This window comes from Streptomyces globisporus, assembly GCF_003501885.1.
Classification (GTDB): domain Bacteria; phylum Actinomycetota; class Actinomycetes; order Streptomycetales; family Streptomycetaceae; genus Streptomyces; species Streptomyces globisporus_D.
This window is the reverse complement of sequence record NZ_QWFA01000093.1, coordinates 1-21,361: the sequence shown is the minus strand read 5'-3', so window position 1 is coordinate 21,361 and position 21,361 is coordinate 1. Positions and strand designations below refer to the sequence as shown.

The 21,361-nt window shown below is 71.9% G+C and carries 17 protein-coding genes and 3 pseudogenes; 11 read left to right on the top strand and 9 right to left on the bottom strand.

Translation table 11 applies throughout. The features are described from left to right. The first annotated feature begins 64 nt into the window (after positions 1–64). Positions 65–649: a TetR/AcrR family transcriptional regulator gene (locus D3105_RS18445; RefSeq protein ID WP_118904255.1), complete on the top strand. Its 585-nt coding sequence runs from the start codon at positions 65–67 to the stop codon at positions 647–649. 103 nt (positions 650–752) lie between these two features. After that, complete coding sequence (locus D3105_RS18440) at positions 753–1,853, top strand: hypothetical protein (protein ID WP_118904254.1); 1,101 nt, start codon at positions 753–755, stop codon at positions 1,851–1,853. A gap of 10 nt (positions 1,854–1,863) precedes the next feature. Here the strand turns inward: D3105_RS18440 and D3105_RS18435 are convergent. Then, positions 1,864–2,367: pseudogene (locus D3105_RS18435) on the bottom strand (aromatic amino acid lyase); the annotation flags it as partial. On the opposite strand from D3105_RS18435, the pseudogene D3105_RS18430 reads away from it, so the two are divergent. From D3105_RS18430 to D3105_RS18415, 4 genes and pseudogenes are all read left to right on the top strand, one after another. Beyond that, positions 2,290–2,493, top strand: a pseudogene (locus D3105_RS18430) (cytosine permease); the annotation flags it as partial. The pseudogenes D3105_RS18435 and D3105_RS18430 overlap by 78 nt on opposite strands. Before the next feature lie 362 nt (positions 2,494–2,855). Next, a complete protein-coding gene (locus tag D3105_RS18425) occupies positions 2,856–3,701 on the top strand; it encodes an MIP/aquaporin family protein (protein WP_032779955.1) in 846 nt (281 codons plus the stop codon). Between the two features lie 28 nt (positions 3,702–3,729). Continuing rightward, entirely contained in the window at positions 3,730–5,247 is a 1,518-nt protein-coding gene (gene glpK, locus D3105_RS18420; protein ID WP_118904253.1) for a glycerol kinase GlpK, read from the top strand. A gap of 74 nt (positions 5,248–5,321) precedes the next feature. Continuing rightward, the gene (locus D3105_RS18415; protein WP_118904252.1) at positions 5,322–5,849 is read left to right on the top strand and encodes a GNAT family N-acetyltransferase; all 528 of its coding nucleotides are present in this window, start codon (positions 5,322–5,324) and stop codon (positions 5,847–5,849) included. A gap of 59 nt (positions 5,850–5,908) precedes the next feature. Here D3105_RS18415 and D3105_RS18410 read toward each other — a convergent pair whose 3' ends face one another. The 3 genes from D3105_RS18410 to D3105_RS18400 form a co-directional block, all read right to left on the bottom strand. Continuing rightward, positions 5,909–6,943 (bottom strand): FecCD family ABC transporter permease, encoded by a 1,035-nt coding sequence (locus D3105_RS18410; protein WP_118904251.1) that lies wholly within the window; start codon positions 6,941–6,943, stop codon positions 5,909–5,911. Continuing rightward, the gene (locus tag D3105_RS18405) at positions 6,940–7,998 is read right to left on the bottom strand and encodes an iron chelate uptake ABC transporter family permease subunit (protein ID WP_118904250.1); all 1,059 of its coding nucleotides are present in this window, start codon (positions 7,996–7,998) and stop codon (positions 6,940–6,942) included. The genes D3105_RS18410 and D3105_RS18405 overlap by 4 nt, the downstream gene beginning before the upstream one ends. 99 nt (positions 7,999–8,097) lie before the next feature. Beyond that, positions 8,098–8,841 (bottom strand): helix-turn-helix domain-containing protein, encoded by a 744-nt coding sequence (locus D3105_RS18400; protein ID WP_118904249.1) that lies wholly within the window; start codon positions 8,839–8,841, stop codon positions 8,098–8,100. Positions 8,842–8,978: 137 nt separating this feature from the next. On the opposite strand from D3105_RS18400, the gene D3105_RS18395 reads away from it, so the two are divergent. After that, positions 8,979–9,965: an ABC transporter substrate-binding protein gene (locus D3105_RS18395; RefSeq protein ID WP_118904248.1), complete on the top strand. Its 987-nt coding sequence runs from the start codon at positions 8,979–8,981 to the stop codon at positions 9,963–9,965. Beyond that, positions 9,965–11,728, top strand: a complete 1,764-nt coding sequence (locus D3105_RS18390) for a siderophore-interacting protein (protein ID WP_118904247.1) — start codon at positions 9,965–9,967, stop codon at positions 11,726–11,728. Before D3105_RS18395 ends, D3105_RS18390 begins: the two co-directional genes overlap by 1 nt. A 42-nt stretch (positions 11,729–11,770) precedes the next feature. Here D3105_RS18390 and D3105_RS18385 read toward each other — a convergent pair whose 3' ends face one another. Both D3105_RS18385 and D3105_RS18380 read right to left on the bottom strand, forming a co-directional pair. Beyond that, positions 11,771–14,050 carry a protein kinase domain-containing protein gene (locus D3105_RS18385; RefSeq protein ID WP_118904246.1) on the bottom strand — a complete coding sequence of 760 codons (2,280 nt, stop codon included), beginning with the start codon at positions 14,048–14,050 and terminating at the stop codon, positions 11,771–11,773. A 195-nt stretch (positions 14,051–14,245) separates the two neighbouring features. After that, positions 14,246–15,217: an oxygenase MpaB family protein gene (locus D3105_RS18380; RefSeq protein WP_118904245.1), complete on the bottom strand. Its 972-nt coding sequence runs from the start codon at positions 15,215–15,217 to the stop codon at positions 14,246–14,248. Between the two features lie 143 nt (positions 15,218–15,360). On the opposite strand from D3105_RS18380, the gene D3105_RS18375 reads away from it, so the two are divergent. From D3105_RS18375 to D3105_RS34620, 3 genes are all read left to right on the top strand, one after another. After that, positions 15,361–15,969, top strand: coding sequence for a TetR/AcrR family transcriptional regulator (locus tag D3105_RS18375; protein WP_118904244.1), 609 nt, complete (start codon positions 15,361–15,363; stop codon positions 15,967–15,969). Between the two features lie 113 nt (positions 15,970–16,082). Continuing rightward, positions 16,083–17,432, top strand: coding sequence for an OFA family MFS transporter (locus D3105_RS18370; protein WP_118904243.1), 1,350 nt, complete (start codon positions 16,083–16,085; stop codon positions 17,430–17,432). After that, positions 17,401–17,553 (top strand): MFS transporter small subunit, encoded by a 153-nt coding sequence (locus D3105_RS34620; protein WP_165891039.1) that lies wholly within the window; start codon positions 17,401–17,403, stop codon positions 17,551–17,553. The genes D3105_RS18370 and D3105_RS34620 overlap by 32 nt, the downstream gene beginning before the upstream one ends. Before the next feature lie 55 nt (positions 17,554–17,608). Here the strand turns inward: D3105_RS34620 and D3105_RS18365 are convergent, their stop codons facing one another. The 3 genes and pseudogenes from D3105_RS18365 to mmsB all read right to left on the bottom strand — a co-directional run bounded on the left by D3105_RS18365 (position 17,609) and on the right by mmsB (position 21,325). Beyond that, complete coding sequence (locus D3105_RS18365) at positions 17,609–19,576, bottom strand: acyl-CoA dehydrogenase family protein (protein ID WP_118904242.1); 1,968 nt, start codon at positions 19,574–19,576, stop codon at positions 17,609–17,611. Between the two features lie 49 nt (positions 19,577–19,625). Beyond that, positions 19,626–19,902 (bottom strand): annotated as a pseudogene (locus D3105_RS18360) (VOC family protein); the annotation flags it as partial. A 184-nt stretch (positions 19,903–20,086) separates the two neighbouring features. Beyond that, positions 20,087–21,325 carry a multiple monosaccharide ABC transporter permease gene (gene mmsB, locus D3105_RS18355; protein WP_118904261.1) on the bottom strand — a complete coding sequence of 413 codons (1,239 nt, stop codon included), beginning with the start codon at positions 21,323–21,325 and terminating at the stop codon, positions 20,087–20,089. Positions 21,326–21,361 lie beyond the last annotated feature (36 nt).

Genomic DNA, 21,361 nt, shown 5'->3' with positions numbered 1-21,361 from the left:
GGTTAACAAGGGGCGGGTTTCGGCCACGCACCCCGAGTCCGGCCACGCCCCCCGAGGAGGATCCGTGTCCCAGCATCCGAAGAAGGACACCGCCCTGCGTTCGGACGCCCAGCGCAACCGTGAGCGCATCCTGCGCGTGGCCACGGTCGAACTGACGCTGCGCGCGGATGCCCCGCTGAGCGCGATCGCCAAGAAGGCGGGGGTCGGGCAGGGCACCTTCTACCGCAACTTCCCCCACCGGGAGGCGCTGGTCCTGGAGGTCTACCGCTACGAGATGCAGCAGGTCGCCGACGCGGCGTGCGAGTTGCTCCAGACCCGCCCGCCGGAGAAGGCCCTGCGCGAGTGGATGGACCGGCTCGCCCGCTTCGCGATGACGAAGGCGGGTCTCGCGGACGCGATCCGGCTGGTGACCAGCGCACCGGGCGGACCCGCCAGGCCCGGCCCCACCCCGGTCATGGAAGCGGCCGAAACCCTGCTCCGCGCCTGCGAGGACGCCGGTGTCATCCGCCCGGGGGTGACGGCGGACGACTTCTTCCTCGCGATCGCCGGTCTCTGGCAGATCGATCCGCAGGAGGACTGGGAGCCGAGGGCCGGCCGACTGCTGGATCTCGTCATGGACGGGCTGCGCGTGGGGGCGCCCGGCCGGTGACCCGACCGCCCGCCGTCGATGTCGGCGGCGCGTGTGATGATGCCCCGTGCAGCGTTCGGGCCTGGGGAGGGACCGGCGCGGAAACAGGGACGGGAGCGGTGAGTTGAGCAAGGGTGGGGCGTCCGTACCGGACGAGGAGTGGGAGCGGTTCCTGAGGGAGTCCGAGGCCGGCAGCCCGGGCGCGCCCGAGGAACCGTCGGCGCGGGCCCGGATGGTGACCCGGCGACTGCAGGAGGAGCCCGAACCGCCGCGGGGGTGGCGGACGCATCAGCCGCCCCGGCCCCGGCGCGGCAAGGGCTGGTACGCGGTGGGCCTCGCGGTCGTCGTCGCCCTGCTGGTTGCCGTGGCCGTCGCCCCCGGCCGGATCGTCGGCTGGTTCGACGGCGGGGACGCGGTGGACACCCTGCCCCTCGCCGCGGAGTCGGAGCGCCCGGACGGGCCGCCCGCCCAGGAGGGGGAAGGCCCGCTTCCCACGCAGGACGAGCCGTTCGCCGGATCCCCGGCGGCACGGTGGGCCGACGGCGCGGCGGGCATCCATCTGCCCGCACCCCGGGCGACCGGCTGGATGAGCGAGGCGGAGGTCGGCACGGCGCTGGACCGCACCCGGGACTTCCTCGTCGCCTCCAGCCTCGACCCCGCCGTGCTGCGCGGCGAGCGACCCACGAAGGCCATGGCGCTCATCAACCCGCACCAGGCGGACGTGCAGGCCTACCTGAAGAAGGCGCTCCGCGCGCCCGACCGCGAGAACGACCCGCTCCTGCTGTTCAGCCGCTTCCGGTCCGCCGAGGTGCGGCCGGTCGGGGACGTGGTCAAGACGCGCGGCCGGGTCACCTTCCGGGAGGGCGAGAAGGGCGCGGTGGAGATGTCCACCGACGTCACCTACGTCTACCCGGTCATGCGCGCCTCGGGCGACGACGAGGTCGCGCGCACCATCGTGCGCCGCGAGGTGGTGCTGAGCTGGGACGACCCGGAGAAGATCGTGATCGAGCCGGGGACGTTCTCCCTCGTCTCCTACAAGGTGGACACCACCAACGGCGGTTGCGACACCTACACCGGCTATCTGGTCCCCGCGTTCCTCGCCGACCGCACCACCGCCGACGCGGGCGACGGCCCGGCGGTCGACCCGTACGACCGCAGCACGCCGATCGAGGAGCGGATGCGGGAGGGCGACGGCGAGGGCTGCGACGTCGCCACCAGGTCGTGAGCACCGCCTAGGCCCGCAGGTCGCCGAGGGCCGCCCCGGCCGCGTACTCGAGGATCATCACGCCCGAGGAGGCGGGCTCGCCGTCCGCGAGGAAGGGGCGCAGCCGGGTGAAGCCCGGTTCGTTCAGGGTCGAGAGGCGGGAAGTGGAGAGCCGCGCCACCTGGGTCACCGCCAGCCTGAAGTGGTCAAGTGACAGGGCGAGTTGGGCGAGGCAGAAGCCGCCGTGGTGGTAGGACGCCATGTCGTCGGCGGAGATCAGCGGGTTCTCGGCCGCCGCGTTGATCTCGACCTCCAGGACCCCTTCGAGCGCGTCCGCCGCGTCGTGCGCGGGGCCGTGGATCTGCGGCAGACACCGGAAGCCGTACGGGTCCTGGATCCGGCCGAGCGGGGGTGTCGGGCGGTCGGGGGCGCCGAGCAGCAGCCGCATCCGCTCGGCGACCGGTACGACATCCCCGCGCTCTCCGACCCCCGGGGCCGCTACGGTGCCTGGCGCTGGGACGCGCTCACCGTCTACGGGATCGGCATCCTCGCCCAACTCCCGTTCCTGGTCTGGCACTTCTACACGGGTCCGCTGGCAGATCCGCTGGGCGGCGCGGACATCTCCTGGATCGTGGGCCTCGTGGTCCCGGCCGTCCTGTACTGACTGCTGGCCCGCCGAGCACCGGGCGGTCAGCCCAGCAGCGCCGCGACGGCGATGAGCGCCGGGACCGACAGCAGCGGCTGGTCAGGTACGTGCCGGGACAGCGTCTCAGACCGGCGGCCGCGGTCCTGAGGCGGGGCGCGACCGGTCACGCATGACGCGTCGGGCCCCGGACCGGGCGGGCGTCCGGCGATCTGTCCCGGCCGCTCGGCACAAGCCCACTCTCACCCGTTCGGTCCACCGCCGGGACCGCCCACCAGCCGCCCGGTTCCCCCGATATGCCCCTTTCATCAAATCGCCTTAGCCTGCTGACACTGCTCGGATAGTCGACAGCCGGCACCGTCGGCGGAGGGCGAGCTTCCATGGCTGAGCTACGTAAGAAGTCCGGACTGGTCGGCGAGTTGTCGGCCGAGTTCGCGGGCACGATGATTCTCATCCTCTTCGGCTGCGGTGTCGTGGCCCAGGTGGCGGCGGGCGGAGCCCTGACGGATCCGGCCGGCGGGCTCGGGGACCACGACAGCATCGCCTGGGCGTGGGGGCTGGGCGTCACGCTCGGCGTCTATGTGGCGGCGCGGCTGAGCGGGGCCCACCTCAACCCCGCGGTGACCCTGGCGCTGGCCGCGTTCAAGGGGTTCCCGTGGAAGAAGGTCGCCCCCTACGCGGTGGCGCAGACGGCCGGGGCGTTCGTGGCCGCGCTGATCGTCCGCTGGAACTACAGCGAGGCGCTGGCGAAGGCCGACCCCGGGCACACCATCAAGACGCAGGGGGTGTTCTCCACCCTGCCCGCCAACGGCAACCCGGCGCTGCCGGTGCACGAGTGGGGCGCGTTCCGCGACCAGATCATCGGCACCGCCATCCTGCTGCTGCTGATCCTGGCCATCACCGACATGCTCAACACCCCGCCCGGCTCGAACATGGGCCCGTTCATCATCGGCCTGGTCGTGGTCGCGATCGGCATGGCCTGGGGAACGAACGCCGGGTACGCGATCAACCCGGCCCGTGACTTCGGCCCCCGGCTGGCGAGCTTCCTCACCGGTTACGGCGGGGCGTGGCGGGACCAGTACGGGAATCTCTACTTCTGGGTGCCCATCATCGGGCCGCTGCTCGGCGGCCTGTTGGGCGCGGGGCTCTACAAGTTCCTCGTCGGACGCTTCCTGCCGTCCGCCGAACCCGAACCGCCGGGCCGTGTCCCGGCGTCCCAAGACTGAACCACAGCGCCCGGAGAGGCAGCACATCATGGCGGACTTCATCGGCGCGGTGGACCAGGGGACCACCAGCACCCGATTCATGATCTTCGACCACGGCGGCAACGAGGTCGCCAAGCACCAGCTGGAGCACGAGCAGATCCTGCCCCGCTCCGGCTGGGTGGAGCACGATCCCGTGGAGATCTGGGAGCGCACCAACTCGGTGATCCAGAACGCCCTGCGGCACGGGGGTCTGTCGCCGACCGACCTGGTGTCGATCGGGATCACCAACCAGCGGGAGACCACGGTGGTCTGGGACCCGCGCAACGGGCGGCCCTACTACAACGCCATCGTCTGGCAGGACACCCGTACGGACGTCATCGCCGCGAACCTGGAGCGTTCGGGCAAGGGCGAGGTCATCCGCCGCAAGGCCGGGCTGCCGCCGGCGACGTACTTCTCCGGCGGCAAGATCCAGTGGATCCTGGAGAACGTCGACGGCGTACGGGAGGCGGCCGAGGCCGGTCACGCGATCTTCGGCAACACCGACGCCTGGGTCCTGTGGAACCTGACCGGCGGCCCCAACGGCGGTATCCACGCCACCGACGTGACCAACGCGAGCCGCACCATGCTGATGAACCTGGAGACCCTCGACTGGGACGAGGAACTCCTGGACTTCTTCGGCATCCCCCGGGCGATGCTCCCGAAGATCAACCCCTCGTCGCACCCGGACGCCTACGGCTCCACGCGCACCTCGCGGCCGCTGAGCGCCGCCATTCCCATCTGCGGCGTCCTCGGCGACCAGCAGGCGGCAACCGTCGGCCAGGTCTGCTTCTCCCCCGGCGAGGCCAAGAACACCTACGGGACCGGCAACTTCCTGGTGCTCAACACCGGTGCCGAGCTGGTCCGTTCGCAGAACGGCCTGCTCACCACGGTGGCGTACCAGTTCGGCGACGAACCGGTGGTCTACGCGCTGGAGGGGTCCATCGCCGTCACCGGGTCCGCGGTGCAGTGGCTGCGCGACCAGATGAAGATCATCAAGTCGGCGCCGGAGAGCGAGGAGCTGGCCCGCAGCGTCCAGGACAACGGCGGGATGTACTTCGTGCCCGCGTTCTCCGGCCTGTTCGCCCCGTACTGGCGCTCCGACGCCCGCGGCGCGATCGTCGGCCTGGCCCGGTACAACGACAACGCCCACCTGGCACGGGCCACGCTGGAGGCCATCTGCTACCAGAGCCGCGATGTGGTCGAGGCGATGGAGCAGGACTCCGGGGTCCATCTCGACGTGCTCAAGGTCGACGGGGGCGTCACCGCCAACGACCTCTGCATGCAGATCCAGTCGGACGTCCTCGGCGTCGAGGTCAGCCGTCCCGTCGTGGCCGAGACGACCGCTCTCGGCGCCGCCTACGCGGCCGGGCTCGCGGCCGGCTTCTGGCAGGACACCGACGAACTGCGCGCCCAGTGGCACGAGTCGAAACGCTGGTCGCCCCAATGGTCCGAGAAACAGCGCGCGGAGGGCTACGCGGGCTGGAAGCGGGCGGTGGAGCGCACTCTCGACTGGGTGAAGGTGCCCTGACGCGCTCGCACAGGTCCTGACGCGCTCACATAGGTTGGGCCGGTCCCTTCCGCCACCCCGACGAGGACCGGCCCATGCCCAGCAGTACCAGCATCCGCCTGATAGAGCCCACCGACGCCGCCGCGATCGCCGCCCACCGGGTACGGGACGCCGAGGCGTTCCGGCCGTGGGAACCGGCCCAGCCGGACGACTTCTTCACCCCTCGGGGCCAGGTGGAGCGGATCGAGGGGCTGTTGGCGGGGCACCGGGCCGGTACGGTCTGGCCGGGAGTGGTGCTCGCCGGTGACGAGGTGATCGGACAGATCACCGTCGGGGGCATCCTGCCCCAGCCGCATCTGCGCCGCGGCTCCGTCGGCTACTGGATCGCCTCCGTCGCCCAGAACCGGGGCCACGCCGGGAACGCCGTCGGGCTCGCCCTCCGGGTGATGCGGGAGGAGCTGAACCTGCACCGCGCCGAGGCGTCCACCAATCTGGAGAACCTGCCCTCCCAACGGGTGCTGCGCCGCAACGGCTTCACCCCGTACGGCGTCGCGCACGCCGCGATCTTCCTCGACGGCGGCTGGCGGGACGGGCTGCTGTGGGAGCGGATCCTCGGCGACTGAGCGGACCGCGGACGGTCGACCGGGCGGCCGGCGGTGGGCGGCCTGTACAGGGACACTCCCTACAGCCCCCGGCGCGACTCCCGTACCAGCAGCACCAGCAGATACGCCCCGCCGACGCACACGGTGACCGCACCGGTCGGCAGCACCACGCCAGGAATCGCGTGCTGCGCCGCGATGTCCGCGCCGAGCAGCAGGAGCGCGCCGACGAGCGCCGAACCGGTGAGGTCGACGGTGGATCCGCGGCCGGTGAGCCGACGGGCGATCTGCGGCGCCGCCAGGGCCACGAAGACGATGGGGCCCGCCGCCGCGGTGACCGCGGCGGTCGCGGCGACGCCGAGGACCACCAGCAGCAGCTTCGTCCGCTCGACGGGGACGCCCAGCATCGCCGCGGTGTCGTCGCCCAGTTCGAGCCAGCGCATCCGGCGTTGCGCCACTGGGGCGACCAGGGCGACCGCCGCCACCAGGGCGGAGGACATCAGCACGGCGGGCCAGCCGATGGCGCTCAGCGAACCGGCGCCCCAGACGGCGGCCCGCAGCGCGGTGTCCACATCGGTCTTCACCGAGAACCAGGTGTTGACCGAGGAGAGCAGCGCCCCGACCGCGATGCCCACGATGATGAGCCGGAATCCCCGCACGCCGCGCCGGAACGCCAGCAGATACACGGCGAACGCGGTGAGGAGCCCGCCGGCGAGCGCGCCCGCCGCGAGGGCCGAGTAACTGGTCGCGCCCGCCAGCAGCATGAGGACGACACCGGTGTACGAGCCGGTGGTGAAGCCGATGACGTCGGGGCTGCCGAGCGGGTTGCGGGTCAGGGACTGGAAGACCGCGCCGCCCACCGCCAGGGCCGCCCCGAACACCATGGCGGCGACGATGCGCGGGGCGCGCCACTCCAGGACGACGATGCGGACGCTGTTGCGGGCGGTGCCGGTGAGGACCGACAGCAGGTCGCCGAGGCTCAGCGCGAAGCTGCCGAGGGTGAACGCCCACAGCGCCAGGGCGATCAGCGCGGCCGCCAGCAGTCCGCAGACGACTGCCGAGCGGCGTGACGCCCGCAGGCTCAGAGAACCCGCTCTGATGACGAACGCCCCGCTCACAGCTCCTTCACCCGGCTTCCGCGTACGAGGAGGATCAGTACGGGAGCGCCGATGAGCGGCATCATGACCCCGACCTGAAGTTCGGAGGGGATCACGATCAACCGGCCCAGGACGTCGGCGATCAGGACGATCACCGGGGCGAGGGCGGCGGAGAAGACGAGGATCCAGCGCCAGTCGGGACCGGTCAGCCACCGCACCGCGTGCGGCACCATCAGTCCGACGAACATCAGCGGGCCCGCCGCGGCCGTCGCCGCACCGCACAGCAGGGCCACCGCGACCACCACACCGCACCGCACCGCTCCGACCCGCAGCCCGACTGCCCGCCCCGCGTCGTCGCCGAGGGCGATCGCGTTGAGCGGGCGGGCGCAGAGGGCGGCGACCAGCAGACCGGCCAGGACGAAGGGCAGGATGTCGCCGGCCGTGCCCGTCGGGCGGTCGGTGAGGGTGCCCGCGCCCCAGAACCGCATCCGGTCGAAGGTCTCCGTGTCGATCAGGGCGAGGGTCTGGGAGATGCCGACCAGGACCGCCGTGAAGGCGACCCCGACGAGGGTCAGGCGCACCGGGGTCGGCCCGCCCCGTCCGCCGCTCGCGGCGAGGTAGACGAACGCCGATCCGACGACGGCGCCGACGAGGGCGAGGGGCAGGTACTGCTCGATGCGGGTGACGCCGAGGACGGCGACGCCCAGCGTGACGGCGAAGCCCGCCCCGGCGTTGACGCCGAGGACACCGGGGTCGGCGAGCGGATTGCGCGTGAGCGCCTGCATCAACGCGCCCGCCACGCCCAGGGACATGCCGACGACGATGCCGAGCAGGGTGCGGTCCACGCGGGCGCCGCTGACCGTGGCGTGCGAGGCGGAGCCGTCGGGCGCGGTCAGCGCCTGCCACACCACGTCGAGCGGGAGCAGCGCCGAACCGATCGCGACGCTGAGCAGCACCGCCACGAGGAGGGCGCCGACGGCGACGCCCAGGCCGATGAGCCGGCGCGTCCTTCGACGGGACGACCTCGACGGTACGGCCGGTGGTGGCGCGTCCTTCGTCGCGAGCGCCTGTGCCATCTGTTCTCCCTGAGCAACCCGCCCCCCGGACAGGCCGGAGTGCCGTGCGTGATCGACGTACATGTACGGCCGGGGCCGCGGCGGCCCGGGCCCCCCGGGTCAGCCGCCGAGCGCCCCCACCGCGTCCGTGGTGAGCTCGCTCACCGGTACTCCGGACTCGCGGCTCAGCCCCCGCAGAAGTCCGGCCCGGGTGGCGTAACCGGCCGCCTTGGCCGCCGCCGTCAGCTCGCCCCCGCCGCGGAGGTGTTCGACGGCGGCGTTCATCCTGGCCCGGTTGCGCCACCGTGTGAAGGGCAGTCCGGTCTCGTCGAGGAAGACGCGCTGCACCTGACGGGCGCTCATCCGGTGCCGTTCGGCGAGGCTCTCCAGCGTCGCCGAGGGGGTGCGCAGGGCCTCGCGGGCGAGGACGCGCACGGCGGGATGGACGGGCAGGACGACCGGGAAGTATTGCCGGGAGATGCCTCTCAGCACGCGCCCGAGCGCCTGCCGGAACGGTTCGACCTGCTCCGGTGTGGTCGGCGCGGCCCCGAGCGCGGTGGTCATGACCTCGGTGAGCGCGGGCACCGCCCCGAGCGGCTGAACCCGGCATCGCGGCTGGTCAGCGGGGTCGAGGAAGGGGCCGAGCGCCATGCCGCCCGGCTCGATCCGCAGGGCGTGCGGCACGCGCGGGGCCAGCCAGAGCGCCTCGTGGCGGCCGAGCCGCCACTCCTGGCCGTCGGCGGTCAGACGGGCGCTGCCCGTCACCACGTAGACGAGATGGGGCTCGTCGTGCTGGTGCGTGGCGTGTCCCAGAAAGCGGATGGCGTTCTCGGCGACCACGGTGCCGAGGGATCTCGTCGGCAAGCGTGCCTCCCGTTGTGCGATGCGTCGTGACCGTCACCGACCATGTCGTACTCGGATCGACGCAGCGGAACCAGCGAGGTTAGCCTCACCTTACCAACAGCTCGAACGGTCGAGCCTGCCCAGTCTCATGAGGTCCCATGTTTGCTCCTGCCCGTCTTCTCGCCGTCGCGGTCGTCGCCGCGCTGGCCCTCACCGGCTGCTCGGCCTCCGACCCGTCGGGCGACGGGGACAAGGCGTCCGCCGCGAAGGCCCGGATCGTCACGACCGACTACGGCAAGGTGACGGTGCCGACCGAGCCGAAGCGGGTGGTCGTGCTGAACCACGCGCTCGCCGGGTACCTCTACGACCTCGACGTACCGGTCACGGCGACGATTCCCGAGGACGCCGAGAGCAAGGGCGAGTTCTCTCCGAACTGGGCGAAGGAGGCGAAGGAGGACGGCACGACGTTCCTGCCCTGGAGCGTCGACGGCTTCGACCTGGAGGCGATCCTCGCCCTGGACCCCGACCTCATCGTCGGCGGCGGCATCGGCTTCCCGCTGTTCCAGGCGGAGAAGGTGTACGACGACCTCTCCGACATCGCCCCCACCGTGCTCGTCGGCAAGAAGCTCGGCGACTGGCGGGCCCAGTTCTCCTTCCTCGCCGACGACGTGTTCGGCAAGCCCGACGTCTACAAGGAGCACGTGGCCGCCTACGACAAGCGGATCGACGAGGTGAAGCAGGCGATCACACCGCCGGCCGGCCCGGTCTCCTTCCTCACCTTCACCGGCGACGGCACCGCCTTCGGCCTGGTGGAGAGCGTGGGCCTGCCCACCGAGCTGAAGAAGGTCGGCATCGAGCCGGCCCCGGTCTTCGCCGACGGCGGTTTCAAGGTGTACGGGCAGGGCGGTGACATGTTCGAGCTGTCGACCGAGAAGGTGGGCCAGACGATCACCCAGCCGTCCGTGTTCGTGATGGGATTCAACGCCGACACGACCGACGTCGCCACCCTGAAGAAGAACCCCGTCTACAAGGCGCTGCCCGCCTTCAAGGCGAACCGCGCCTATGACCTGCCCCACTGGGTGCTGCGCGGCGACTACGACGAGTCGATGGCCCTGCTCGACATCATCGAGAAGCAGTTCTCCTGATGGCCGCCCAGCGCGCGTACACGACGCACCCCCTCGTCCTGCGCCGGGTCACCGTGCGCCGCGTCGAGGAGGTGACCCCCCGGATGCGGCGCGTCGTCCTCGGCGGCGAGGACCTCGCAGCGTTCACCCGCGACGGGGTCGGCCACCCCGGCTTCGCCGCGCCCGGGTTCGACGACCACATCAAGCTGATCCTGGCCGCCGACGGGGACGTCCGGGCGGCGCTCCCGGCCCAGTTGCCGCACGGCATCGAGTGGACCCCGGCGGCACACCGGCTGACCCGCGACTACACGCCCCGGCGGGTGGACCTCGTCGCGGGAGAGCTGCACCTCGACTTCGTGGTGCACGGCGAAGGGCCCGCGGAGTCCTGGTCCGCCGCGGCCCGGGAGGGCGACGAGCTGTGGTTCGTCGGCCCCAAGTCCTCGCTCCGGCTGCCGGAACGGCTGGACTGGATCCAGCTCGTCGGCGACGAGACGGCGCTGCCCGCGATCGGCCGCTTCCTCGACGAACGCCCCCTGGACGTCCCGGCGCACGTCCTGGTGACCCTCTCGGACGACGCGGCACGCCAGGACCTGGCCCTGCGCGAGGGCGACACGGTCGCCTGGGTCCTCGCTGAGCCGGGTGACGCGGCGGCGCTGGAGTCCGCCGTCCGCGCGCTGCCGGTGCCGGCGGGCGAGGGGTACGTCTGGGCAGCGGCGGAGAGCCGGGCGCTGCTGCCGGTACGCCGGTATCTCCAGCGGGAGCGGAAGCTCCCCAAGGACCGGCTGAACATCACGGGATACTGGCACCGCGAGGAGCCCGCCGCACCGGAGGCGAAGGCCATGGCCGACGCAGCACCGGGTCCCGCCGGGATTCCGTCGCCGCTGCCGTGGCTGGTCGCCCGGGCCGCGTTGCAGCTCGGCGTGGTCGACGCGGCCGCCGACACCCCGGGGCTCTCCGCCGACGCCCTCGCGATCCGCCTGGGCGTGCCCGGTCCGGGGATCGCCGCCCTGCTGCCGCTGCTCGCCGCGTACGACGTGGTCGTCGACGCCGACGGGAGCGGGCTGCGTCTCGGCGCGGGGGGCGCGGAACTCCTGGACGACCACGAGCGCGAGGAGTACACCGGCCACGAGGCCGAACTGCTGCTCGCCCTCGCGCACCTCGCCCCCGCGCTCCGGGACGGCACATCGCCGTGGCGCCTCGCCTCGGGCGCCACCCTGCACGACACGGTGGCCGACGACGCGGAGCGTTACGGCGAACTGGTCGAGGAGTGCGAGCAGTTGGTGTTCCTGCTGACCGGTCTGACGGCCGATCCCCTCTGGGAGGACGTCGGGACCTGCCTCCTGACCGGCCCGGGAAGCGCCTCGATGGCCGCCGCCCTGGACGACGCCGGACGGCGGCCGCGGCTGCGGATCGCGGAGGAGGGCGTACCGGCCGAGGTGCTGCGCGAACACGTTCCGGCGCCGGACCGGATCGACTGGACGGGCGGCCCCGCGGATGTCGCGGTCGCCGCGAAGGCGCTGGCGTACCGCACCGACGAGGAGGCCGTACGGCTCCTCACGCGGCTGGCCGAGTGGACGGGCACGGCGGTGCTCGTGGAGGCCTCGCGCCCGGACGGGCTGAGCCCGCACGCGGCCGAGGCGGCGCTGCACGCGTTCACCGCGACCGGCAGCCCGCTGCGCGACTCCGCCGCCCTCGCCGTTCTCGCGGAGCGGTCCGGCTGGCGGGTCGAGCGGACCGTCGCACTCGGCTGGGGCGCGGAGGCCGCGGTCCTGCGCCGGGCCTGAACGCCGCTCCCACGGGGGTGGGGCGGTGGAGAGGCCGCCGGGTCAGCCCGACCTCGGCGGCTTCCGTGCGTCGAAGGCGAAGAGGGTGTTGTCGTCGGCGGCCACGAACAGCGCACGGCCCGCGACGGTCACGCGCGGGCTCGCGTTCTGCTCCCCCGTCAGCCCGTCGGCCTGCGGGTCCGTCGCCCACAGTGCCTTTCCGTCGTCCGGAGACAGCGCGACGACCCGGCCGGTGGCCGAGCTGAAGTACACCGCGCCGTCCCCCGCCGCGGGCCCCGACGCGCCTTCCACGCCCGTCTGCCGCGCCCACTTCTTCCGGCCGGTGGCGGGGTCGAACGCGGTGACACGACCGGTCTGCCCGCTCACGTAGACGGTGCCGTCGGCCATCCCGGGGGTGCCGTCGTACACCTGGTCGAACCGGGAGCGGGTCACCTTCCCCGAGGCCGGGTCGACGCGGACCACCCCGTCGTACCCGGTCCGTGCGGTCCCCTCGTAGTGCGGCGTGAGGAGGACGAGGGAGCCGTCAGCGTCGCCCACCGGCACGGCGGGTCCTTCGACCTCGACGGGCCCGCCCAGCTCCCCGGAGTCGAGGGCGAGCCTTCGCAGGGTGGGGCTTCGCTGTTCGAGGGCGTCGACCTCCGCGTCGGTCGCGCACATGGCGAGAAGCCGCGGGCCCACCGGGACGGGCGCGCACTGGGTGCCGGCGGGGAACGCCGCCGTCCAGGCGACCTCGCCGCTGCGGGCGTCGCGGGCCTCGAAGCGGGAGTTGGAGGCGTCGACCGTCACCACGGCAGAGCCTGCCACGACGGCGTCCAGGGTCCGGCCGGTGACGGCCGTCGACTGGGCGCCGGACGGCGTGGACCACAGCTCGTCACCGCTGTCCGCGTCAAGGGCGACGACCTCGGTGGGCGGGCCCTGCGGGGCGTCCTGGTCCGCGATGCGGTAGCCGATCACGGTGTCGCCGGTGGCACCCACCATGGACATGCCCTGGGCGGGGACGCCCGGGCTCTTCGCCGTCCACACCGGCGATCCGTCCGCGGGGTTCACCCGGGTCGCGATGACGCCGCCGCCCCCGCAGAACAGCGCGTCGTCGCGGGCGACGCAGCGCAGCTCGTCGGGGATGTCCTCGCGGCCGCCCTGCACGGTCCTGCGCCACGGCTCGAAGCCGTCCGGCAGGGTGCCGCCCGGTGCGGCGACGCTCCGCCCCGCGTCCGTTCCCCGGCCGTCCGTGCCGTCGCCGTTCCCGTCGGCGCCGCCCGTCCTCAGCACGGCGACTCCCCCGCCGATCGCCGCCACCGCGACCGCCGCTGCCAGCACAGGCCGCCACCGGCGACGCAGCCGGCCGCCGATCGCGGTGCCGGTGCTGCCCGAGACGGAAGGGGCCGAGGCGGCCGGGGCCGGGGCAGCCGGTGCGGGGTTGGTCGGCGGCGGGGTCTCCGGTGTCATGAGGTGGTGCTGGGTGAGCATGTCGCGGGTCCGGCCCGCCCCCGGCCCGCCGGTGGCGGTCCCGCCCAGGTCGGACGGCAGGTCGCGCAGCAGCACGAGGAGTTCGTCCACCGAGGGACGCCGCTCGGGATCCTTGTCCAGGCACGGCTCGACGACCGCGCGCAGGGCATCCGGCACGGCGCCCAACGACGGTTCCTCGTGCACCACTTGGTACGCCGTGATGTAGGGGCTGTCCGCGTCGAAGGGCCCGTGGCCCGTCGCCGCGTACACCAGGAGCGTCCCCAGCGAGAAGACGTCGGAGCTCGGCCCCACCCCCCGCGGCGCCTGCAGCTGCTCGGGCGACATGAAGGGCGGCGTACCGATGACCCGCCCGGTCATCGTCAGCGTCTGCTGGTCCACGGCGCGGGAGATGCCGAAGTCGATGACGCGGGGTCCCTCGGTCGAGAGGACGACGTTCGACGGCTTGAGATCGCGGTGGACGACGCCCACCCGGTGGATGTCGCGCAGCGCCTCCGCGAGACCGATGGCGAGCCTCCGCAGCTCCGGCCCGTTCAGCGGACCGTCGTCGGTGATGCGCTGGGCGAGCGTGGGGCCCTCGATGTAGGTCGTCGCCATCCACGGCTGGTCGGCCTCGGGGGCGGCGTCGACCACGGCGGCGGTGAACGCTCCGCTCACCCGCCGTGCGGCGGCCACCTCCTGCCGGAACCGGATGCGGAACTCGTCGTCCCCCGCGAACTGCTGGTGGATCAGCTTGATCGCGACGGGCCGGCCGGAACTCGTACGGGCCAGGAAGACCGTGCCCATGCCACCCGAACCGAGCCGCTCCTCCAGCGGATAACCGCCGATCTCGGCTGGATCACCTCCGCGCAGCGACACTCTCCCCGACCTCCCGTCCCCCGTGCGTCGGTCTCCGCCACCACGGGCCTGCTCGTTCGTGCTGTACCCAAACTAGTCGCAGGGCGTTACGGCGGAGCAAAGCGGGTGACGTACAGGGGGGCGGGACGCCCCGGGGGCAGGGCTCACCCGTCGGCCACCTCAGTCGCGAAGGCCGCCTCTCGGCACGTGGTGCTGTCAGTCGCGAGGGCCGCCTCTCGGCACGTAGTGCTGCGGGAGCCCTCGCCGTTCCTCGGGCGGCAGGTTCCGGGCCGGTGTCTCGACCGGTGCCGATGCGGGCCTGCCCCGCTCGCGGTCCCAGCCCGCCCGGGCGCGCGGGTGGAAGCGGTGCCGCTCGGGAACGTACCGCCAGGCGTGGTGCACCGACCGGCCCAGCAGGCACAGCAGGCGTTCGTCCTGGGGCGTCCAGCGCAGGCCCAGACGGTCCCGGACGGTCTGCGGATACAGGCCGACCGTGATCCACAGGGTCGTCCGGACGAGCGGGACGCGGGCGAGGGCCCAGAGCGGCGACGGCAGCCACCGCAGGAGGGGCGGCCGGGCGATACGGCGCATGTTCAGGACGTCCCGGGTCGGCCGGTTGTCCTCCAGGACGTCGGCGCACATGTGGTCCCAGTACCGCTGGAACTCCTCCCAGCTGCCGGGGACGGGTTTCATCGAGAGGCCGTACAGCGCGTACCAGCGGACGTGCTCGTCGAAGAGCGTGTGCCGCTGCGCCTCGGTGAGGCCGCCGCCGAAACGCTCGGCGACCTGCACGGTCAGCATGAAGAACGTGGCGTGCGCCCAGTAGAACGTGCCCGGGTTGAGCGCGTGGTACGGGCGGCCGTGCGCGTCGATCCCACTGATCGCGGCGTGGTAGCCGCGCACCTCGCGGGCCGTACGCGCGGCGAGCGGGCCGTCGTAGACCACTCCCCCGATCGGGTACAGCGAGCGGAAGAGCCGTTCCCAGCGCTCCTCGAAGAAGCGTGAGTGCTCGGCGACGCCCGCGCCCAGCTCGGGGTGCATGTTCTGCATCGATCCGGCCCAGGGGGCGAGGAGGAGGCCCCTCCAGTCGCCGAACCAGCGCCAGGTCAGGGAGTCTGGGCCGAGCGGTTCGGGGGGTCTCGGGCCGGTCGGGTGGGATCCGTGCGGTCCCTGCGGTGACGCTGTCACGTGTACCTCCGCTGGGGTTCTCCGTTGCGAGGCCGTCGAGAGCAATCTGATGACACCTGTCCTCAGGTTAAAATGTGCGGACACCTGTCGTCAATGTCGTGAGCAGCACACGATGACGTGAACGGAACACGGGGGAACCGGAGTTGACGGAACGGAGCTGGGGAGGCACCAAGCTCGCCGATCGTCGCGCCGCCCGTCGGGAGACCCTGCTGGACGTCGCCGAGCGCCTGGCCGGCGAGGAGGGGTGCGCGGCCGTCACGGTCCGGTCCGTCTGCCGCGAGGCGCGTCTGACGGACCGCTATTTCTACGAGAGCTTCGCCGGCCGCGACGACCTGCTCCTCGCCGCCTTCGAGCGGGTCGCCGACGAGGCCCGGAGCGCGCTGGAGGGAGCGGTGGCGACCGGCTGCCCGCAGCGCGAGGCCCGGGCCGCCGTCTCCGCCTTCGTCGCCCTGGTCCTGGACGCCCCGCACAAGGGCCGTCTTCTGCTCCTGGAGCCCTTCGCCGACCCGGTGCTCGGGGCCCGCAGCCATCTGCTCATGCCGGTGTTCACCGACCTCGTGGGCGGCCGGCTCGCCGGTACGGGGGACGACATCGACCGCCGCCTGGCCGCGCACGCCCTGGTCGGCGGTCTGGCGAACCTCTTCGCGGGGTGGCTGCACGGCACGCTCGACGTACCGCGCGAGCGGCTGGAGGCGCACTGCGTGGAGCTGGTGCTCGCGGCGACCACATCCGCATCCGCGTCCGGGAAGTAGCCCATCCCCGTCACGCGTCGCCGACGCGCACCGCCATCACGCGAATCGAACAAGGTGAAAGTTTAACCAACAGTCTTCTCAACAGGATTCCCCCTCACTACGGTGAGGGACCCATGAGTCCCCCCATCGCCCCCGTGGGCTGGAGTCGCTGGCTGGTACCGCCCGCCGCCCTCTCGATCCACCTCTCCATCGGCCAGGCCTACGGCTGGTCCGTGTTCAAGCCACCGCTGGAGGACGCGCTCGGCCTCAGCGGCACGCAGAGCGCCCTGCCCTTCCAGCTCGGCATCGTCATGCTCGGCCTCTCCGCCGCCTTCGGCGGCACGCTCGTCGAGCGGCGCGGGCCCCGATGGGCCATGACCGTCGCCCTCGTCTGTTTCTCCTCCGGCTTCCTGCTCTCCGCACTCGGCGCGGCGACCCAGCAGTTCTGGCTGATCGTCCTGGGGTACGGCTTCGTCGGGGGCATCGGTCTCGGCATCGGCTACATCTCGCCCGTGTCGACGCTCATCAAGTGGTTCCCCGACCGTCCGGGCATGGCCACGGGCATCGCCATCATGGGGTTCGGCGGCGGCGCGCTGATCGCCTCACCCTGGTCGGCGCAGATGCTGGAGTCGTTCGGCAGCGACAGCAAGGGCATCGCGCTGGCCTTCCTGGTGCACGGACTGTCGTACGCGGTCTTCATGCTGCTCGGTGTCCTGCTGGTACGGGTGCCGCGCCCGCGTACGGAGGAACAGCGGGCGAACGGCAGTCCGGCCCCCGCCGCCGGGCCGCAGGTGTCGGCCCGTCAGGCGCTGCGCACCCCGCAGTTCTGGCTGCTGTGGGTCGTGCTCTGCATGAACGTCACGGCCGGCATCGGCATCCTGGAGAAGGCCGCGCCGATGATCACGGACTTCTTCGCGGGCACCTCGACGCCCGTGTCGGTGACCGCGGCCGCCGGGTTCGTCGCCCTGCTGTCCGCGGCCAACATGGCCGGCCGGATCGGCTGGTCCTCGACCTCCGACCTGATCGGGCGCAAGAACATCTACCGCGTCTATCTCGGTGCGGGCACGCTCATGTACGCGCTCATCGCCCTGGTCGGCGACTCGTCCAAGCCGCTGTTCGTACTGTGCGCGCTGGTCATCCTCTCCTTCTACGGCGGCGGCTTCGCGACGATCCCCGCCTATCTGAAGGACCTGTTCGGCACGTACCAGGTGGGCGCGATCCACGGCCGTCTGCTCACCGCCTGGTCCACCGCCGGTGTTCTGGGACCGCTGATCGTGAACTGGATCGCCGACCGGCAGGAGGAGGCCGGGAAGGACGGCGCGGATCTGTACGGGACGTCCCTCCTCATCATGATGGGCCTGCTCGTCATCGGCTTCGTGGCCAACGAACTGGTCCGCCCGGTCCACCCGTCGCACCACCTCGGCGACGTCACCGCGCAGAAGGGAGCGCCCGATGTCCGACAGCAGCAGTCAGAGTCCGCCTGACGTCTCGACGGTGAAGGACCGGCGGCCGCTGATCGCCTTGACCTGGCTGTGGGTGGGCGCCCCACTCGCCTACGGGCTGTACGAACTGATCCGCAAGGCCACCCAGTTGTTCACCGGTTGACGGTTCACCGACAGGCCCCGGGCTTGCGGGCCCGGGGTCACGGTCACCGTCGGCCTCAGGCTTCGCCCACCAGGTCCGGGGCGCGCAGCATGGCGTCCGGGATCCCCCAGGCGTCGACGAGTCCACCGGCCAGGGGGCGGATCTTGCGGCAGAGGTCGTTCACCTCGCGGGTGATCGCCTTGGAGCGCTGGACGGTCAGCCGACCGTGCTCCATGAACCACGCCCGGTCCGCCTCGATCGTCGACAGGGCGTACAGGTCGCACAGCAGGCCCAGGGCGACCTTGTTGCCGCCCTCGGGCAGCGTACGCATCTTCTCGACGAACGCCTCCAGTACCAGCCGCTCCATATGGGCGCGGGCGACGGCGATGACATGGTCCTGGACCTCGGAGAAGACGGCGCCCGGATCGCGCTTGCGGTCGATGCCGCTCTTGAGCCTGCGGGCCACCCCGGCGAGCATGTGCTCCTCCCGGTAGCGGACCATGGCGAGCTGGTACTCCGAGTCGAGCAGACCGGCCTCCCGGTCCCACTCGTCGCCGCCCGGCAGGAGATCGCGGACCCGTTCGAGCAGCTTGTGGGCCGACGTCTTCTCGATGACCGTCTCGACGGCGAGATTGGTGACGTAGCGGACCATGCCCAGCTGGTCCAGGTCCTCGAACTCGCTCGCGTAGTCGGTGAGCAGGCCCTTGGCGACGAGCTGGAGCAGGACGTGGTTGTCGCCCTCGAAGGTGGTGAAGATGTCGCTGTCGGCCTTGAGCGCGGCGAACCGGTTGACGGCGAGATAGCCGGCGCCCCCGCATGCCTCGCGGCACTCCTGGATCGCCTGGGTGGCGTGCCAGGTGGCGAGCGCCTTGGTTCCGGCGGCCCGGGCCTCCAGCAGGCGTCGTGCCTGCGCGTCGTCCTCCAGGTCGGAGAAGACGCCGTGGAGCTGGGTGCGGACGACGTCCTGGGCGAAGTGCAGTGCGTACGTACGGGCGATGAGCGGCAGCAGACGCCGCTGGTGCAGTCCGTAGTCGAGGAGCAACTGCTCCTCCCCCTGGGGGCCGGCCGCGAACTGCCGGCGCCGCAGGGCGTACTTCGTGGCGATCGCGAGGGCGACCTTGGCGGCGCCGACCCCGGCGCCGCCGACACTGACACGGCCCTGCACCAGGGTGCCCAGCATGGTGAAGAAGCGGCGGTTCGGGTTGTCGATCGTGCTCTCGTAGACGCCTTCCGGGGTGACGTCGGCGAAGCGGTTGAGCAGCGCCTCGCGATCGACCCGCACACCGTCGAACCGGAGGCGTCCGTTGTCCACGCCGTTGAGACCCATCTTGCGGCCGTCGTCCTCGATGTGGACACCGGGCGCGGCCTCGCCGTCGACCCGGATCGGCACGACGAACGCGTGCACTCCCCGGGACTCGCCGCCCACCTCCAACTGAGCGAAGACGACGGCCAGTTCGCCGTGGCGGGCCGCGTTGCCGATGTAGTCCTTGCGCGCCTGGTCGCCCTCGGTGGTGATGACGAACTCCTGGGCGTCGACGTCGTAGCGCGCGACGGTGCCGAGCGCCTGGACGTTCGAGCCGTGCCCGGTCTCCGTCATCGCGAAGCAACCCATCAGCTCCCCGGTGATCAGACCGGGGAGATAGGCGTCGTGGTGGCGTTCGGTGCCCAGATGCAGGATCGCGCCGCCGAAGAGCCCGAACTGCACCCCGACCTTCACCAGCACCGACAGATCGCCGAAGGCGAGCGTCTCGAACGCGGCGATCGAGGCCCCCACGTCGCCGCCTCCGCCGTACCGCTTCGGGAAGCCCATGCCGGTCTGGCCCGTCGCCGCCATCTCGACCACGAGTTCGCGCACCCGCTCGCGGTACGCGTCGATGTCGAGCTCCTCGGCCTCGTCCAGCACCGAGGCGTACGTCACCAGATTGGCCCGGACCAGGTCACGGACCTCGGCGTACTCGCCGTCGAGCACCTCGGTCAGCCCCCGGACGTCGAGCTCCGGCTGTACGTACCCGCCGGTCGCGGGCGATGTTCTGTCAGTGGTCATACCGATTCGCTACCCCGCCCGGAGACGATCAAGCAGTCCGCTGCCCCGGTCAGCCCTGTCCGCCGGGCGGATCGGCCAGGATGCCTTCGAGCAGCCCCGTGGCCTGGCCGACCGCGATGAGATAGCCGTCCGGGTTGCGCAGGTAACAGCGGATCTCGACCTTCCGGTCGATCGGCGGGGTGAGGAACTCGGCCCCCTTCGCACCCCCCTCGCGGTAGCAGCGTTCGATGTCGGCGACGCGGATGTTCAGGAAGCTCGTCGCGGTGCCGGGATCGGTCGGCGGGTGGAGCGTGACATCGGGCCTGTGGTGTGACGCCTCCAGACGGTCGTCGACGTACCTCCCTTGGTGGACCACCGGGCCGACCCCCGAAAGACGATCATGAACAGACCGGACCTGCTGACTGACTTGAACGGGCTGGACCTGATGGCCGATGGGCCTTGGCCCCTGGCCAGGCCCGTCCCCCGACCGGGCCCTGCTCCCCGGCCGGGCCCGATCACACGCGTGGCCGGTCAGGAGCCCGCCCGGCGCTTGTTCCAGACGTCGAAGCCGACCGCGGCCAGCAGCGCCAGGCCCTTGATCACCTGCTGCCAGTCCGTGCCGATGCCCACCAGGTTCATGCCGTTGTTGAGGACCCCGAGGACCAGCCCGCCGATGACGGCGCCCAGCACCGTGCCCACGCCGCCGCTCATCGACGCCCCTCCGATGAAGGCCGCGGCGATGGCCTCCAGCTCGAAGTTGATGCCCGCCTTGGGCGAGGCCGCGTTGAACCGCGCCGCGAACACCAGCCCGGCCAGGGCCGCCAGCATCCCCATGTTCAGGAAGACCGCGAAGGTCACCTTGCGGTCCTTGACGCCCGACAGCTTGGCGGCGGGCAGGTTGCCGCCGATCGCGTAGACGTGCCGTCCGACCACCACGTTGCGCATCACGTAACCGAAGCAGACCAGCAGGACCGCGAGGATGAGCAGGACCACGGGCGCGCCCTTGTAGCTGGCGAGCAGGAGCGTGGCGACCGTGATGGCGGCGACCAGGGCGACGAGTTTCAGGACGAACAGGTTCTTCGGCAGGGGCGCCAGGTCGAACTCCGCCTGCCGGGCGCGGTTGCGGATCTCCTGGTTGACCACCAGGGCGATCACTCCGAGCCCGAGCAGCAGGGTCAGGTTGTGGTAGTTGGTGACCGGGCCGACCTCCGGCAGGAAGCCGTTCGCCACCTTCTGCAGCCCCTCGGGGAAGGGGCCCAGGGTCTGTCCCTGCAGGAAGATCTCCGTCAGCCCCCGGAACAGCAGCATGCCGGCCAGCGTGACGATGAACGAGGGGATGCCGACGTACGCGATGAAGAAGCCCTGCACCGCCCCCGCTGCCGCGCCGATCAGCAGGGTCACCACCACGGCGAGCGGCCAGGCGAGTTGGTGCTCCACCATCAGCACCGCGGCGACCGCGCCCACCAGAGCCGTCAGCGACCCCACGGAGAGGTCGATGTGGCCGGAGATGATGACGATCATCATGCCGATGGCGAGGATCAGGATGTAGCTGTTCTGCAGGACGAGGTTGGAGACGTTGCGCGGCAGGAGCAGGTCGCCGCCCGTCCAGATCTGGAAGAGCAGCACGATGAGTCCCAGCGCGAACAGCATCCCGTACTGCCGGGAGTTGCGCCGGACGCTCTCCACCAGCAGGCGCGCCACCGCCGGGGCGGCCCCGCGTGACCCGGGGGCCGCGGCGGCCGGAGGGGTGGGGCTGAGGTCAGTGCTCATCGGTGAGTCCTTCGTGGGGTGCGGGGTGCCGGGGCG